The organism is Microcoleus sp. PH2017_05_CCC_O_A (assembly GCF_020738785.1).
GTDB lineage: Bacteria > Cyanobacteriota > Cyanobacteriia > Cyanobacteriales > Microcoleaceae > Microcoleus.
Window position 1 is genome coordinate 1 of record NZ_JAEQCB010000128.1, and the last position, 14,542, is coordinate 14,542.

At 45.6% G+C, this 14,542-nt stretch carries 13 protein-coding genes, 1 tRNA gene and 1 pseudogene; 10 read left to right on the top strand and 5 right to left on the bottom strand.

All coding sequences use genetic code 11. The annotated features are described in order from the left end of the window. Positions 1-289: 289 nt before the first annotated feature. The 4 genes from JGK20_RS25045 to rfbB form a co-directional block, all read right to left on the bottom strand. Complete coding sequence (locus JGK20_RS25045; RefSeq protein ID WP_293181666.1) at positions 290-967, bottom strand: HpsJ family protein; 678 nt, start codon at positions 965-967, stop codon at positions 290-292. A 189-nt stretch (positions 968-1,156) separates the two neighbouring features. Then, positions 1,157-1,825, bottom strand: a complete 669-nt coding sequence (locus JGK20_RS25050; RefSeq protein WP_293193709.1) for a cyanoexosortase A system-associated protein — start codon at positions 1,823-1,825, stop codon at positions 1,157-1,159. Between the two features lie 8 nt (positions 1,826-1,833). Continuing rightward, entirely contained in the window at positions 1,834-2,676 is an 843-nt protein-coding gene (gene crtA / locus JGK20_RS25055; RefSeq protein ID WP_293181662.1) for a cyanoexosortase A, read from the bottom strand. Positions 2,677-2,931: 255 nt separating this feature from the next. Beyond that, positions 2,932-4,038 carry a dTDP-glucose 4,6-dehydratase gene (gene rfbB, locus JGK20_RS25060; protein WP_293210800.1) on the bottom strand — a complete coding sequence of 369 codons (1,107 nt, stop codon included), beginning with the start codon at positions 4,036-4,038 and terminating at the stop codon, positions 2,932-2,934. 494 nt (positions 4,039-4,532) lie between these two features. On the opposite strand from rfbB, the gene JGK20_RS25065 reads away from it, so the two are divergent. The 6 genes and pseudogenes from JGK20_RS25065 (at position 4,533) to JGK20_RS25085 (ending at position 8,399) form a co-directional block, all read left to right on the top strand. After that, on the top strand, positions 4,533-5,021 hold the full coding sequence (locus JGK20_RS25065; RefSeq protein WP_293232520.1) for a hypothetical protein: 489 nt from the start codon (positions 4,533-4,535) through the stop codon (positions 5,019-5,021). 99 nt (positions 5,022-5,120) lie between these two features. Then, complete coding sequence (locus JGK20_RS25070; RefSeq protein WP_293181656.1) at positions 5,121-5,318, top strand: hypothetical protein; 198 nt, start codon at positions 5,121-5,123, stop codon at positions 5,316-5,318. A 27-nt stretch (positions 5,319-5,345) separates the two neighbouring features. Continuing rightward, entirely contained in the window at positions 5,346-5,951 is a 606-nt protein-coding gene (locus JGK20_RS25075; RefSeq protein WP_293232522.1) for a DUF1517 domain-containing protein, read from the top strand. A gap of 164 nt (positions 5,952-6,115) precedes the next feature. Then, entirely contained in the window at positions 6,116-7,006 is an 891-nt protein-coding gene (locus JGK20_RS25080; protein WP_293232524.1) for a hypothetical protein, read from the top strand. Between the two features lie 224 nt (positions 7,007-7,230). Beyond that, positions 7,231-7,290: pseudogene (locus JGK20_RS34660) on the top strand (DUF3370 family protein); the annotation flags it as partial. A gap of 92 nt (positions 7,291-7,382) precedes the next feature. Beyond that, complete coding sequence (locus JGK20_RS25085; protein WP_293181650.1) at positions 7,383-8,399, top strand: S-layer homology domain-containing protein; 1,017 nt, start codon at positions 7,383-7,385, stop codon at positions 8,397-8,399. A 386-nt stretch (positions 8,400-8,785) separates the two neighbouring features. On the opposite strand, the gene JGK20_RS25090 is transcribed toward JGK20_RS25085, so the two are convergent. After that, a complete protein-coding gene (locus JGK20_RS25090; RefSeq protein WP_293193705.1) occupies positions 8,786-10,378 on the bottom strand; it encodes a peptidoglycan-binding protein in 1,593 nt (530 codons plus the stop codon). Positions 10,379-10,624: 246 nt separating this feature from the next. Here JGK20_RS25090 and alr point away from each other — a divergent pair, with 246 nt between their 5' ends. The 4 genes from alr (at position 10,625) to JGK20_RS25110 (ending at position 14,408) form a co-directional block, all read left to right on the top strand. Next, positions 10,625-11,827, top strand: a complete 1,203-nt coding sequence (gene alr, locus JGK20_RS25095) for an alanine racemase (protein WP_293181646.1) — start codon at positions 10,625-10,627, stop codon at positions 11,825-11,827. A gap of 51 nt (positions 11,828-11,878) precedes the next feature. Next, positions 11,879-12,901: a mechanosensitive ion channel family protein gene (locus tag JGK20_RS25100; RefSeq protein ID WP_293205244.1), complete on the top strand. Its 1,023-nt coding sequence runs from the start codon at positions 11,879-11,881 to the stop codon at positions 12,899-12,901. Positions 12,902-13,060: 159 nt separating this feature from the next. Then, positions 13,061-14,188, top strand: a complete 1,128-nt coding sequence (locus tag JGK20_RS25105) for a patatin-like phospholipase family protein (RefSeq protein WP_293181642.1) — start codon at positions 13,061-13,063, stop codon at positions 14,186-14,188. 131 nt (positions 14,189-14,319) lie between these two features. Then, positions 14,320-14,408, top strand: a tRNA-Ser gene (locus tag JGK20_RS25110). Positions 14,409-14,542 lie beyond the last annotated feature (134 nt).

The window sequence follows — 14,542 nt, forward strand, 5'->3', positions numbered from 1 at the left end:
TATTCCAACCTTAGCAGAACTTGCGAGTGAAAAAGCTACCCACAATTGAGCAACAATGGGTAGATTTGTCCAAGAATCAAGTTACAGTTTCTAGCCCCCTTAAAAAAGGTGGGGACAAGTATCCGAGCAAAGTCCCCCTTCTTAAACGGGATTTAGCAGGGTCAAAGAGTGGCTCGCGTCTGGGACAATAAAACCACCCTGCTTCAGAAGGGGGATGCGAGGGGAATGTGGACTCGGATAAAAGCGAGATGATTCAATCGTTTCAGACTTAAGTTGAGACCAATACTTACTACCTAGCCCAGTCAGTACCGCGCCATATCGTGAAAAACAAGACGCTAGAAATCAACGCGCCCAGCAGCCACTTAACAGCATTTTTAAATAACCCCATGCGCTGATTTGACTGCACCGTGGCCCTTTGCGCCTGCAAGCGTTCCTTAGCCGGAGTAATTCTCGAAAGAATTTGGCTTTTCAATTCCTGCGGGTTTTGCGTATTCGCTTGCACTCCCAAACGGCTAAGTTCCCCAGCCAAAGTCTTTAAATCTTCAGGAGTACCCTTATTCAGCCGTTCTTCTACTTGCTGCAATTGAGCTAATTGTTGGTCGGCTTGAGTAGTAATTTGCTTGTCGTTTTGGTTGTTGACATAGATAGTGCCAAAAATTCCCAAGGGCATCATCAACAGAAAAATCACCGCCAGCAGCAGACAAACCCAAGACAAAACTTTCAAAAGAATGTTTTCCAAACTTCTGCGGTCATATCCTTCGCCAAAAAATATCAGCGCCATTGCCAATAGAGGAACTGGCACCCGTTCCACTACAGCGCCAATTGTCTGCAATTCCCAGACGCGATTGCCAAAATTTGCTGGTATCAAAACTGCGATCGTATCTAATAAAGATAGAATTAATAGACCGTAGCCAATCCAACGCAACCTGTAGATAGAAAAACCTTGCTCGCCTTGTACGTCATTCATAACATCATCACAGTTGTTGTTAACAAAAACAATCTCTCTCGATCCGCTAAAAAACGGATACAAGCTACAGATTGAAGTAGTCGAGTCTCCACATTTTAGACCAAAGTTAGAGTTCCTAGATTCATCTGCTATTGTAAATCTAAAATCTAAAATCTAAAATCTAAAATCTAAAATCTAAAATCGACTGACTTAAGGTTCGGGAAATCGCGGCTGCCACCACCCATACCAAGAAACCCAAGCATTTTCTAACACTTTTTGGGCATTTTCTGGAGTTGTTTTATCCAAAGGCACAGACATCTGAGTCCACAAACATCGCCGATCTTGAATATTTCCCCTACCCAACAGCCAAAACAAAACCCGGTTTGGCTGCCAATCGCGAGTGTTGCGATTGTATCTAAACTGTTCGGCAGTGACTGTAGCACTGCCGCGAGGATTGATACACGAACTCAAATACAATCGATTTTGCTGTTGCAAAATTCCGTGAAACCCCGCGCCTTGAGTGTTTGCTAATGTTAGTTTACCAGGAGACGACTTCAGAATAGTATGTCCCTTCATCATACTTTCCACATCCCCGATGGTGCCTACCACATAGCGCATCTCTATTTCTAGAGCAATGTTACTTTTTTGATATTCATACTTTCTGGCAGCCTTGACTTCTGAAGTATCGCTAATTTTCAGCGGCGCGCTGTTTTGTAGTTTCCACTCTGCTAGAGGCACCGTAGAGGGAAAGTCAAACTGGGTTGCAGAATTATTGCCTTTCGAGGGATAGAATGTCAATTTGCCTGCGACTAATAAAACCCCTGCAAGAGTAACAGCCAAAAGAGAAATCCTAACTGGTTTCCAATAGGTAATAGCCATTATTAATTTTATTGCTCCTGATTTTGTGGTTCGTTTTTTAAGATGGCAAACCAGCAGAATAACCCGAAAATTAATACAGCAATCATCGAAAAGACTACCGAACCATTTCCTTCGTGCCAGTATTTAAATGCTTGGGGTTGAGATAACGATACTAGCACTGCCATGAGAGAAACTCGGGCGGCATTAACTACAAATGCAATCAGGACTGCAACGATCGGCACTAGAATTTTCTGCCCCACAGTTGTCGGAAACATCAGCAAGAAAACCAGGGCTAGTCCTAACAATTGTAGAATTGCATTCACCCCCGAACAGCCGTGATATACTTCGACGCTGCCCTTTTCTAGGATGAGAAAAACTCCTTTGCGTTGAACTTCAAATCCTATATAGTGCAGGATAAAAGTTGAAACTTTTGCTGTGTATAGAGCTACATCAACAAATACTCCGATTAATCCGGGAGGAATAGCTGTATAGGCAAGAATTAGCAGTTCCTGCGAATATTGTTTCAGTCCTTTTGTGCCGGAAGCTAGCAAGGCCAGACTTATTCCTGTCAAGAAAGGCGAAGCCCTGATAAAAAAGTCGTATCCAAATATCGAAGAACTTTTGAGCAAGATGAAAGCAATTAACGATGCCCCAAAGAAACTGGCGAAAATTCCACTTTCAAAGGTTAAGGATTCGTGCCTTTCCCAAATGAGAAATGCTACAACTCCCCAAAACAGTAACATTGTGCCAAATAGGTCTGTGTCGTTGGTTCTGGAAGTCAGAGTCAGTTGCACGGCAATCAAACCGGAGGCGATGCCTAACAGCCAGTATTTCGGTTCTTGGATGTGTTTTAGCCAGTTGATTTCGGTCATTGCTGCTTTCTGTTTTTACTAAAAACTTTTAAAATGCTTAATTCGATCGCTCTTTTGAAATTATCAGCTACAAACAGTTGGTTTTATGGGCTATGGATGAAGTTTAACTAAATCTTCACATACATTGACAATTGTCAATGTATGTGATAAATGCAAAAGTCATTGTTGGTCGTTATTTGTTAGTTGTTAAGTATTAGGTGTTAATTACTGGTTTTAATAACTAATAACGAATAACCAATAACGAATAACCAATAACTAATTAGCGTATATCTTGCTGTAGTAAGTTTGATATTCCTCGGAAAGCAGGGGTTCCCACCACTCGCGATGGGCTAAGTACCATTCCACGGTCTGCCGCAAACCTTCTTCAACTGTGACTGAGGGAGTCCAACCTAACTCTGTTTTAATTTTGTTGGCATCAATAGCATAACGCCGATCGTGCCCGGCTCTATCTTTGACAAATGAGATCAGTTGTTCGCAAGGACGTGCGGGCAAATCAGCAGCTAATTCGTCCATTAGTTGGCAGAGCATTTTGACTAAATCGAGATTTTTTACCTCGTTATTGCCACCAACATTGTAGGTTTCTCCGGGCTGGCCGCGGTTGATAACGGCATCTAAGGCGCGGCAGTGGTCGAGCACGAACAGCCAATCTCGCACGTTTTGACCGTCGCCGTATACTGGCAGCGGTTTGCCCAATAGCATATTGATGCACATTAATGGAATCAGCTTTTCGGGGAAGTGATAGGGGCCGTAATTGTTGGAACAGTTGGTGATAATTGTTGGGAGCCCGTAGGTGTGGAAATAGGCGCGGGCGAGGTGATCGCTGCCAGCTTTGGAGGCTGAGTAGGGACTGTTGGGGGAGTAGGCGGTGGTTTCGGTAAATGCTGGGTCGTCGGGGCCGAGACTGCCGTAAACTTCGTCGGTAGAAACGTGGAGGAAGCGCATTTGTGATTTCACAGACGAATCATCAATTGCTTCCCAATGCTTGCGGAAGGCTTCTAAGAGTGTGAAGGTGCCGACTACGTTGGTTTGAACGAAGGCGCCAGGCCCGATAATCGATCGGTCAACGTGAGATTCTGCGGCAAAGTGAGCGACTGTGTTGATGTTTTCTTCTTTCAGCAAGGTATCGACTAGGGTACGATCGCAAATATCTCCCTGCACAAACCGAAAATTTTCTCCGCCTTCCAAACTTGCCAGGGTTTGTCTGTTGCCGGCGTAGGTTAAAGCGTCGAGCACGACTACTCGATCGCCCGGATAGCTGCTGCACCAGTGATGCACAAAATTCGAGCCGATAAATCCAGCCCCGCCCGTCACCAACAATCGATGAGGATCTCGCTCCATGCCTTGATTCCCGCTGTTTGTCATAAAAATAAAAGTTTTTCCAATAACTAAGCCTTTTCAAAAGTAGCCTTAAAAGTAGTTTTTCATCAAGTGTGGGTCGCCCTGTGATTAAAATTTCTATGGTCTCATATCATTTCCGGTTGCACTCCTTATGATATAGAGGAGACGGCAGTGCCGTGTCCCTACCGTGATTAATCGTAGGGAGACGGCAGTGCCGTGTCCTAATTTCCGTTAATAATTCCGATGCAACCGGAAACGATATCACTTCAGATTTTCTAATTTGGGCGCGATCGCAATATTGACTCGGTTGACTTTAATTTATAACGGTTTGTTTGTCAAAACGCTTGCTAAACAGTGGTTTCAGCTTTTTTACCTGGCAACTTTAAATTTCAATGGCGATGGGGAGATGTTGGCAGTTGCGATCGATCTGTGATTTTGGTGGCGATCGCCTGTTGATAGATTTGTAAAGAGCTGTTACCATTTATTTTTTAATTATCCTTTACAATCTCCAGAGCACCATGAAGAAGTTTCAAGTGTTAGCTGGCATTGCTTCCACCGTTGCGATCGCGAGCAGCATCGCCATAGGTGACCCTGCATCTGCTTTCCCCTGTTCCTACAAAAAATCTGGGGCTGCTCAATCTGGTTCTGGGCCAACAATCGTGGGTTCCGGCGGCTCGGATCAAATGAATCCGTGGAAATCCAACAAAACAGTAGCTCTCGGTTTCCTAGGCTTGGCTGGGATTTTGGGTGGAGGTGCGGCCTACATGAGCTACCGCGCCGGTCAGCGCGCCTCTGCTGCTTGCGATGCGATGAGCGATAATTTTGAAGTTTTTGAAGAGTCGCTAGATCCGATCGCAGATGCAGGTTTAGCTGAGCCAGCAGATGCGGTTGCAGGCGTTCGCGAACACCCGGAAGCTCCGGGCGGCGAGCTGGATTTGCCCGTAGCGCAAGTTGCCGAGGTGAGTTCGGAAAGTGCGATCGAGCCAGTCGAAAGTGCGATCGTCTAATAGTTATCTCCAACCAAAGTATTCGCTCAGCAAGCCTCCAATTTTGCCAGATTGGAGGTTTTTTGATTTTAAATTATCGACGGCTACAATTTGCTTTGATTGCGATCGAAACACAGCTTTCCGATCGCAGATCGATCGAGAGCGCGCAATTCGATCGTCGGATTCAAAAATGCTATAAATTTAGATGACTCAAAGCAAGACAGCACGCTACCTTTGGCGATCGCTAAAAATACTCTTCAGATCAATCTGAGGGTAGACGGCAAAAGTTCCAATCGCCTGCTACGGTTTAAAATATAGCCCTACAGATGACAACTATAGGTTTTTATGAATGCTTGGCGCGATCGATTCAATCAATTTACAGGTAAAACTAGACTGGCAGTTTGCCGCGTGTTCGTTCAGCTAACAGGCGAAGAAGTTGCACCGCTGTTAGGAGTTCTCAACCGCACCGCCAGAGAAGGAATTAATGGCGATGGTGACTTAGCAATTTTAGGAGAAGGTCTTGTAGAAATTTGCAATCACCTGTTACAGTACGATAACTACTGGCAAGCCGCCGCTAATGAAGGCGATGTTTTTTGGGATGAAGGCGAAGCTGGCGATTATGTGGATGAAATTTTCACTGATTCAGCCGATCGCTATCTCAGCGAACCTCAATATAACGACTCTGTTTACGATAAAAATTCTCCCTTATCTTTGCCGGTAACGAGAAATGTTGTGGTGATGCTCACAGTCGCTTATGAAGGCGAAGTTCCTGCTCTCGAAACTGACCTCGCTGACATCAGCGCGCTAAAAATTGGTTTAAAAGCACTGATTAATTTACATTACCAACAAGGGCTGCGAGCGGTACAAGTTCACTTCTCTCCAGCACAGTTGGGAGATGAACTTACTAACGACCAAGTGTTGGTCAATTTCCCAGAACTCATTCCACTTTAAGGAAGGAGCAATTAGTTATGAGTTATTGGTGATTGGTGATTGGTTATGAGTTATTTGTTATTTGCTATCAATGCCGATACTTCGGCTTTTGGCGGTTAGTGCCGAATCCCCAATTCCCAATTCCCAATTTCCAATTCCCAATTCCCAATTCCCAATTATTATTTATGCTGCGAAGACTGACAATTTATTTAATGGCTTTAACTTTCTTGTGGACGGCAACCGCCTGCGGTTCTCCTACCCCAGAAGCTCCTCCAAGTCCTGCGGCAAATCCTGCGACAAATAGAAATGTAAACACGGTGCGTCCTCCAGCCAACAATAACTTGGCTCAAGGCCAATATCCCGTACAGCAAGCTACCTACGACGATGCTGAGGGAGAATACAGTTTGATGTTGCTGAATACACCCGCCGGAACTCCCCCGGTTTACCGCAGCCGGGATTTACAAATGGCTCGGTTAACAAATGAAGAAATATCGGCAGGGAAGAAAAGTTATCTAAGTCTGGATAACAATAAAGCGAGCTTGCATTTGACAGAAGATTTTAAAATTGAGTACGTTCACAACGTTACTGAAACTGTTAACAATTCTCAAACAGGTCAGCAGGAAATGGTGGTAGTTCGGCAGCAATCAGGCTTCTGGGCGCCGTTTGCAGGGGCTTTGGCGGGTCAGGCGATCGGCAGTTTGCTATTTACACCGCGATATTATATGCCGCCTCTGTATCAGCCGGGGATTATGACAGGATATGGCGGGTATGGCAATACTTACGTCCAAGCTGTTAACCAATATCAAACTCGCTACCAAGCCCCGCCTGCTGCGGTGAGAAACCGTGAAGTTTTAAGGACGACCGGCCGCTTGCGATCGCCCTCATCGAACGTACCAGCAAGACGCCCAGCAGCGCCTGGGGCCAATCGATCGACCGGTTCGGGTTACGGCGGCAGCAATTTGAGGCGATCGCAGCCCGGTCAAAATCAAAACAGGCGCAGTCCTAGTTTTGGTAGCGGGAGGAGTTCTCGCCAACCGAGTCGCAATCGTTCTTTCGGAAGTGGCAGAAGGCGCTGATCAAAGAGATTGCAAAATAGCTGGCGATCGCACAATTGCTGAATCATTCCTGCACCTTAAAAAAGGTATGTAGTTGCGCTTGGGCGCTCTTTAAATCTCGGAAAGAGCGCCCAAGCGCAACTACATACCTAAAAAATCTTTAACTATTGTGATAGTTGCGTCCAGAAATATGAATAACTTAGATTGAGACTGTAGCCAAATTTTAGTTTAGCTTGTAGCCAACTTTTATCTATCCTCCCGATGCTACGCCACCGCAGGTGTTGACGGTGAAAACTTTGGAATAGTTGTTTGGAATAGTTGATGGGAGCGATCTCTGCCTCTGGCAGACTCAAAAAATATGTGATTTAATTGCTTTATTGATATGTAGGTGACAAGTATGTCTTCTTCACAACCCCCGTCAGGGAAAAGAAAACCTTTAGGATTTGATGAATTAATTGCGATAGTCGTTGCTTTCGGCACGATGGGAGCAATTTTCTTTTGGGTAACAGGCAGAAATCCCGATCGATTGAATGCCAGAAGTTGGCAATTTCCAGCCGTTTTTTCTCAACCTGCTGCTGAGCCTGGGAACTCTACAATATTAACGCCACCGGAGGCGATTCCCGAAGTGCGATCGCCCGCTAGAACGATCCTTCCCTCGCAACCTGATGTCGTCCCTGTGGCACCTGTAGGGCCACTTTTTCCAGTAGTTCCTCCTATGGGGACGGTTGTTGTTCCCGAAACGCCAAGTGAGCGCGAGGCTGTCCCTCCAGTCATTACCAAACCGAAAGCGGCTAAACCAAAAGCCGGGCCCGTTAAATTCTCCGATGTTCCTGACAAATATTGGGCGCGTCCATTCATTGTAGCTTTAGCCGATCGGCAATTTTTTGCTGATTTCACGGACAACAAGTTTCGGCCAGACGAACCGATTACGCGATCGGAACTAGCGCGCTTAATTCAGGGAATGTCGGACAAAGAACCGCGCCGCAAACCGATTAATTTTAAAGACGTGAAGAATAACAGTCCGATCGCTGGGGCGATCGACCACAGCGTCAAAACTGGATATCTTAAAGGATACCCAGACAATGCCTTCCGTCCCGATAAAGAAGTCCCGCGCGTGGAAGTCATCGCAGCTTTAGCTAGCGGTTTAAACCTGAAACCGTCAGCGAAAGCCAGCAGAACATTACAAGTTTATACAGACAGGAAAAAAGTGCCGAAATGGGCAGTCAACAAAGTAGCAGCAGCCACGGAAGCTGGCATTGTTGTCAACAATCCGAAACCCACTCTTTTGCAGCCTAATAAAATAGCAACTCGTGCGGAAGTAGCAGCCATGATTTACGAAGCGATGGCGAAACAAGGTAAGGTTCCTGTTAAGCCTTCTGACTATGTTATGAAGCCTGTAAAGCCATCGAAATAAGATTTTTGGGTGCAGTCGAACCAACGCCCCAGAATCGGATTTAATCGTTATTGTTTGTAGTAAGGACTTCAGTCCTTTTTTTTGTCTTTCCCGAGGACTGAAGTCCTCACTACGAAACTGGTTTGTAGTAGGGAATGCAAGTCCTTTTTCCAGATTTTCCGGGAGCATCTCAGTTTTGCATTTGTAGTGCTGTCCCCGCTCGCGTATTGTACAATACGCGAGCTCTTAAGCTCGCATTCAAAGAAAAAATGCTTTTTACCAGAATGATATGCTCCCGATTTCCTGCGGACTGAAGTCCTCACTACGAACCTGGTTTGTAGTAGGGAATGCAAGTCCTTTTTCCAGATTTTTCTGCGGACTGAAGTCCTCACTACGAACCTGGTAGATTAATCTTGGAACACCATAATGCTGCCAGAATAACAAGCCACCCAAACCTGATTAGTTTCCGGATCGTAAGTAATCCCGATCGGACTTGAATTAACATTAACTGTTTGCAGCACTTTCAGGTCGCTAGTCCTCACTTTGCTAACAGTATTCGATGAATAGTTAACCACATAAATCAGTTTGCCGTCACCAGAAATCGTCATGCTGCGAGGTGCATTTCCAGTCGAAACCTTATCTATCACTTCACCAGTTGCCAAATCGATCTTTGCCACATTCCCTTCACCGTTCAAAGTGGCATACATATACTTGCCATTGGGATCTATCGTCAAATGACGCGGCGCATTACCAATATTTCTCAACCATTCTACCGAAAAGTCTAGGAGATTTACTTTCGCAATATCGGAAGAACCCATGACGGCAATATAGGCATTTTTTGAATCGGGAGTAACCACAATACCCCGAGGATATGCACCCAGTTTTACCCGCTCGACTTCGCGATTTTTATTGATATCAACTACGCTCAAATCCCAAGTACACCAATTGCTCGCGAGTACGAAGCGATTGTCAGGCGAAACAGCATTAAATTTCGGAACCGCACCTACAGGAATTATCTTTTCTATTTTCAACGTTTGGGTGTTGATGCGGTACAGGAAACTTTGGTCGTGTTTGGCTGATGGAGAACACCTATCGCTCCCGGGATTGTCAAACCCAGAACCGTACATTTGATAGTTCGATACATAGCCATATTTACCATCTGTTGAAAAGGCGGCTTCTACGGGAGAACCTTTGTAATTGCCTTTGAATTTAGAAAAGCCAAATTTTGACAAGTTTACTGTATCGGAAATAGTCTTGACTAATTTAAATTTCCTATTGTAAACGGTGATGCTGTGGCTGTACATCATGTTTTGAGCAAAAAATAAACCGTCTCCCGAATAAACTATTGATTTCGGCGATATTTTGCCGTAAATAGTTTTTTTCAAAGTCATTTTTCCTTCGGTGTTTGCAAGCCTTTTGCCGGGTAATTCATTTTCTTTTTTGTCGGAGGTTGGCGCAGCAGTTTCTGTTTTAAATGGTGGTAAAAATGGTTCTTCAAAAAGAGGCTGTTTGGGCTGATTTTTAGTTGGATCTTCGAGTTGGTTGCTGTTTTCTGTGGGGGTAGGAGATGGCGAAGGTCGATCGACTTTTGACGCTGTTTTTTCCGCAGATTCCTTGTCAGCGCTGGCGGCTGGCGACTTGCCTTTGAGGGCTGACAAGGTTTGAGGGCCGATTATTCCGTCAACTTTCAGCTTGTTGTCTGCTTGGAACTTTTTCACCGCAGCCTGGGTTACGGAACCGTAAAATCCTGTAGCCCTACCGCCAAAATGTCCTGATGCTTGCAGAGTTTTCTGTATTTCGACAACTTCCGGGCCTGAATCGCCTTTTGTCATTCTGATGGCGAGGGCGGGATAGACTAAATTTAAAATTGCGAGAGAGATTGTAAAGAAGAGTAAAGGAGTTGCAGCTAAATTTAGGTGCGTTTTGGAGTTGGGCGATCGAGTTTGAGCTGGGGGCGTTTGCCAAGTTTCAGCTAAATGCAGGTAAGCCAATCCGTCCATAGTTTTTACGGGTATTTTTGATGCTATGATACACCAGCTAATACCATTTTAGATTTTAGATTTGAGATTTTGGATTTGAGATTTGGCAATCACTGATGATATAACGGTTTGGCTCTGGTCTAGTGTTGCAGGATTTTTGTTAACCGGTATAACACATTGATTAAAACGAAAATTTAATTATAATTACACCGAGGGTGCAATCTCCAAGCAGTTTTTAATGGTGCCAGCAAGTAGGAGCGATCGACAATGTTGAGTGAGGAACAAACGGCCGCAGGATCGACAACCCAAAAATCCCGCCAGACGGTGCTGTGGGACGGTGACGGCGGACTTTGCCAGCGGGCTTGGGTAGAAATAGATTTAGCAGCTTTAACTCACAATGTAAAACAGCTTAAGCATCTATTATCTCCCAACACAGAACTGATGGCAGTTGTGAAAGCGGATGCTTACGGACACGGTGCGATCGCAGTTAGTCAAACTGCATTGCAAGCAGGCGCTAGTTGGCTGGGAGTGGCGACAATTCCCGAAGGCATAGAATTGCGGGAAGCTGGGATAGAAGCACCGATTTTGCTGTTGGGGGCAACCAATACACCGGCACAGGTAAAGGCGATCGCCCAATGGCACTTGCAACCCACTATTTGTACTGCCAAACAAGCCCTAATTTTTTCGGAAGTTCTCGTCAGTCTCAACCAATCTTTGCCCGTTCACGCTAAGTTAGATACGGGAATGTCTCGCTTGGGTACTTCTTGGCAAGACGCAACAGAATTTGTGCAATTAGTCAATGGTTTGCCAAATTTAAAATTAGCCAGCATTTACTCTCACTTGGCGACAGCCGACAGTCCCGATCGCGCCGTGATGAGAGAGCAACAGCAACGGTTCAAAAAGGCGATCGCCCAAATCCAAGCAGCAGGAATTAACCCCTGTCACCTGCACTTGGCAAACTCTGCTGCCGCCCTCACAGACCCCGATTTGCACTACGATTTAGTACGAGCGGGTTTGGCTACCTACGGTCTTTATCCTGCTCCTCACTTGCAGGCGATCGCTTCTTTGCAGCCCGCAATGCAGGTCAAAGCCCGAGTAACGCAGGTGAAAACAATTGCAGCAGGCACCGGCGTCAGTTATGGCTATAAATTTATTGCTGGGCGCGAGACACAGATTGCCGTAGTTGGTATCGGTTATGCAGACGGGATTCCGCGCAATCTTTCTACTAAAATGCAGGTTTTAGTTAGGGGTAAATTTGTGCCGCAAGTCGGGGCCGTGACGATGGATCAATTAATGCTGGATGTGACCGATATTCCCGATTTAGAAGTCGGTGAAGTGGTGACGTTGTTGGGGAATGATGGAGAAAATAAAATTACTGCTGACGATTGGGCAGAAATCTTAGGGACTATTTCCTGGGAAATTTTGTGCGGTTTTAAACACCGATTGCCCCGCGTTACAGTAAACTGTTAACTAGCGGGAATACCGATCGCAGAGGTTGATGGCGAGGGAGCATCTCAATGAATGCAAAAAAGCAATTTCTTTACAGTGCTGTCCCCGCTCGCGATTATAGATCGCGAGCGGGGACAGCACTATAAAATCAAAACATCACAACTGAGATGCTCCCAATGGCGATCGGGACTATATTATAAGTTATACCAATTACCAATTACCAATTACCAATTACCAATTACTAATATGACAACGCTCCGCACAGTAAAACTAATATCTCAAACCTTCACCGCGCAGCTAGATGCAGAGAGAATACAGGCGATGCAAGTAGCTCAAGAATTCTCCAAAAAATTCGTAGAATTGGGGTTTCAGATTGTACCTCAAGTGCTGTGGGCGATCGGCATTTTGTTAATTACGCGATTTGCGATCGGGTTTGCGAGTAACGTGACTCGTCGAGCTCTGGGCCGCACCGAGCCCACGCTGCGGAAATTCTTAGTTCAAGCTGCCGAAATTGCGATTTTGATTGTCGGCGCAGTCGCGGCTTTGAGTCAGTTGGGAATTCAAACTACTAGCGTGGTGGCGGTAGTGGGTGCGGCGGGTTTGGCGATTGGTTTGGCGTGGCAAAATACTCTATCGCACTTTGCTGCTGGGGTAATGTTGATTAGTTTACGGCCTTTTGAGGTCGGAGATGCGATCGAAGCTACGGATGTGAAGGGAGTTGTCGATAGCATCGGGATTTTTTCAACAACCGTCGTGACGGACGATCGCATAAAAATTATTGTTCCGAATAATAATTTATTTAACGGTACACTGAAAAATACCACAGCGATGGGTACGAGGCGGGTAGACTTAAAAATTGATATTGGCGATCGGCCGATTCGTCCGATGATGGCCGAGTTACTAGAAATTGCCCATTCTCACCCGCTGGTGTTGGAAAATCCGCCCCCAACTTGTTTGGTAATCGAGATCTCTCCTGATACAACTATTCTATCCCTGCGACCCTGGTGCGCGTCGGTGGCCTACGAACAAGTGCGATCGCAAATTCAAGAACACGTCAAAGAAGCCATGAATGCCCACAAAAATCAACAACAATAAATAACACTTTTCAAACAAACGCAGTACAAAAAAACGATTTTCGTAGAGCACTGCCCCCGTGCTGGCACTTCCAGGTTTCTGATATATAGCTGATTAAGCTGGCATCTCCTGTATTAATCAAAAATCCCAAATCCCAAATCTAAAAATCCCAAATCTAAAATGAGTAATTGGTCTCCCCAGCAAATTTTGCAAGAACCCGGTGTCAGGATGTCCGCCACCGAGAAAGAAACAATTCTCAAAAAATTTCCGCCTCCCGACGAAAAAAAACAAATCTATGCCGACGCCATTTTTGAAGGCGGCGGCGTGCGCGGACTTGCATTTTTAGGCGCACTCAGATGCTGCCACGATTTGGGCATCCGCTGGCGAAAATTGGCCGGTACTTCTGCGGGTGCAATTACTGCGGCAGTATTGGCAACAGACTTGTCAATGGACGACTTGGAGGAGTTGTTAGGACAGCTCGATTATAGCCTATTTTTAACTCAAAAAAACAGTCCTCTAATTTTAAATGGCGACCCCGCCGACGACTTGCAATCCCCAGCTTGGACGCTACTTTTCCTCACAATTAGCCGCCAGATGGGAGAATATTCTGCACAACCTTTCCGGCAGTGGTTGGAAGCAACACTTGGTAAAGGTCACTTGCACACTTTTGCCGATGTCAAACAACTGGTAAAAGAGCGGGAATTAAAAGTAGTAATATCCAACCTAACTCGCGGTGAAATGTTGGTGCTTCCCGATGACTTGCGGCGGCAAGACTCTGCCGATTCCGATCCTTTGTACCAGCAGTTGCGGCTCCAAAATCCCGAAGACTTTAGCGTAGCTGAAGCGGTGCGGCTGTCGATGAGTATTCCGCTATTTTTTGAGCCGGGAAAACTGGGCAACGACTTAATTGTCGATGGCGGAATTCTGAGCAATTTCCCGCTGTGGATTTATGACAAACAATCTGTCGGTTCGACTCCCACTATGCCCCGCTGGTTTACCTTTGGGTTTCGATTGGTCGATACTGGCATTGAGAATCAAGTTAAAATTAACACTCCGCTGTCGATGCTGGCGGCGATGTTCCGAACGATGATGAAAGCAAGAGACCGCTATCACCAGCGGGAAATGGATAAAGGGCGAGTTATTAATATTGATGTGACTGAAGCTGGGGTAACGACGACGGATTTTCACCTTGATGGCGATCGCAAGGCTAAGCTATATCGATTGGGGTATGTGTCTACTAAGAGATTCTTTTTGAGTTCCAATTTTAGCTGGGAAAAGCACTTGAAGGCCAGGGGCTTTGGGGAATAGGAGAGGGGGAGAATGGGGAAATATCCCTTCCTCCTTCGACAAAACGTATACAGATTAAGGGTTTGAGGAATTTTAAAAATAGGGCTTGGCAAGAATAGGATGTGTGTGCTATAGTAAGTTACTGTCATCTTGGAGAGGTGGCTGAGTGGTCGAAAGCGGCAGATTGCTAATCTGTTAAGGGTGTTAACATCCTTCGAGGGTTCAAATCCCTCCCTCTCCGTTCTAAAACTTCCTTACCTAGCAACGACTCAAAGTCAAAAAAGGTACGTAGTTGCGCTTGAGCGCTCCGGAATTGCTAATCTAAAGCATAAAGGACAGACAAAAAAGGTACGTAGTTGCGCTTGAGCGCTCCGG

Excerpts from the sequence above, each read along its gene's own strand:
- JGK20_RS25045 (WP_293181666.1), bottom strand. The coding sequence starts at position 967 with ATGAATGACGTACAAGGCGAGCAAGGTTTTTCTATCTACAGGTTGCGT.
- JGK20_RS25050 (WP_293193709.1), bottom strand. The coding sequence starts at position 1,825 with ATGGCTATTACCTATTGGAAACCAGTTAGGATTTCTCTTTTGGCTGTT.
- crtA (WP_293181662.1), bottom strand. The coding sequence starts at position 2,676 with ATGACCGAAATCAACTGGCTAAAACACATCCAAGAACCGAAATACTGG.
- rfbB (WP_293210800.1), bottom strand. The coding sequence starts at position 4,038 with ATGACAAACAGCGGGAATCAAGGCATGGAGCGAGATCCTCATCGATTG.
- JGK20_RS25065 (WP_293232520.1), top strand. The coding sequence starts at position 4,533 with ATGAAGAAGTTTCAAGTGTTAGCTGGCATTGCTTCCACCGTTGCGATC.
- JGK20_RS25075 (WP_293232522.1), top strand. The coding sequence starts at position 5,346 with ATGAATGCTTGGCGCGATCGATTCAATCAATTTACAGGTAAAACTAGA.
- JGK20_RS25080 (WP_293232524.1), top strand. The coding sequence starts at position 6,116 with ATGCTGCGAAGACTGACAATTTATTTAATGGCTTTAACTTTCTTGTGG.
- JGK20_RS25085 (WP_293181650.1), top strand. The coding sequence starts at position 7,383 with ATGTCTTCTTCACAACCCCCGTCAGGGAAAAGAAAACCTTTAGGATTT.
- JGK20_RS25090 (WP_293193705.1), bottom strand. The coding sequence starts at position 10,378 with ATGGACGGATTGGCTTACCTGCATTTAGCTGAAACTTGGCAAACGCCC.
- alr (WP_293181646.1), top strand. The coding sequence starts at position 10,625 with ATGTTGAGTGAGGAACAAACGGCCGCAGGATCGACAACCCAAAAATCC.
- JGK20_RS25100 (WP_293205244.1), top strand. The coding sequence starts at position 11,879 with ATGCAAAAAAGCAATTTCTTTACAGTGCTGTCCCCGCTCGCGATTATA.
- JGK20_RS25105 (WP_293181642.1), top strand. The coding sequence starts at position 13,061 with ATGAGTAATTGGTCTCCCCAGCAAATTTTGCAAGAACCCGGTGTCAGG.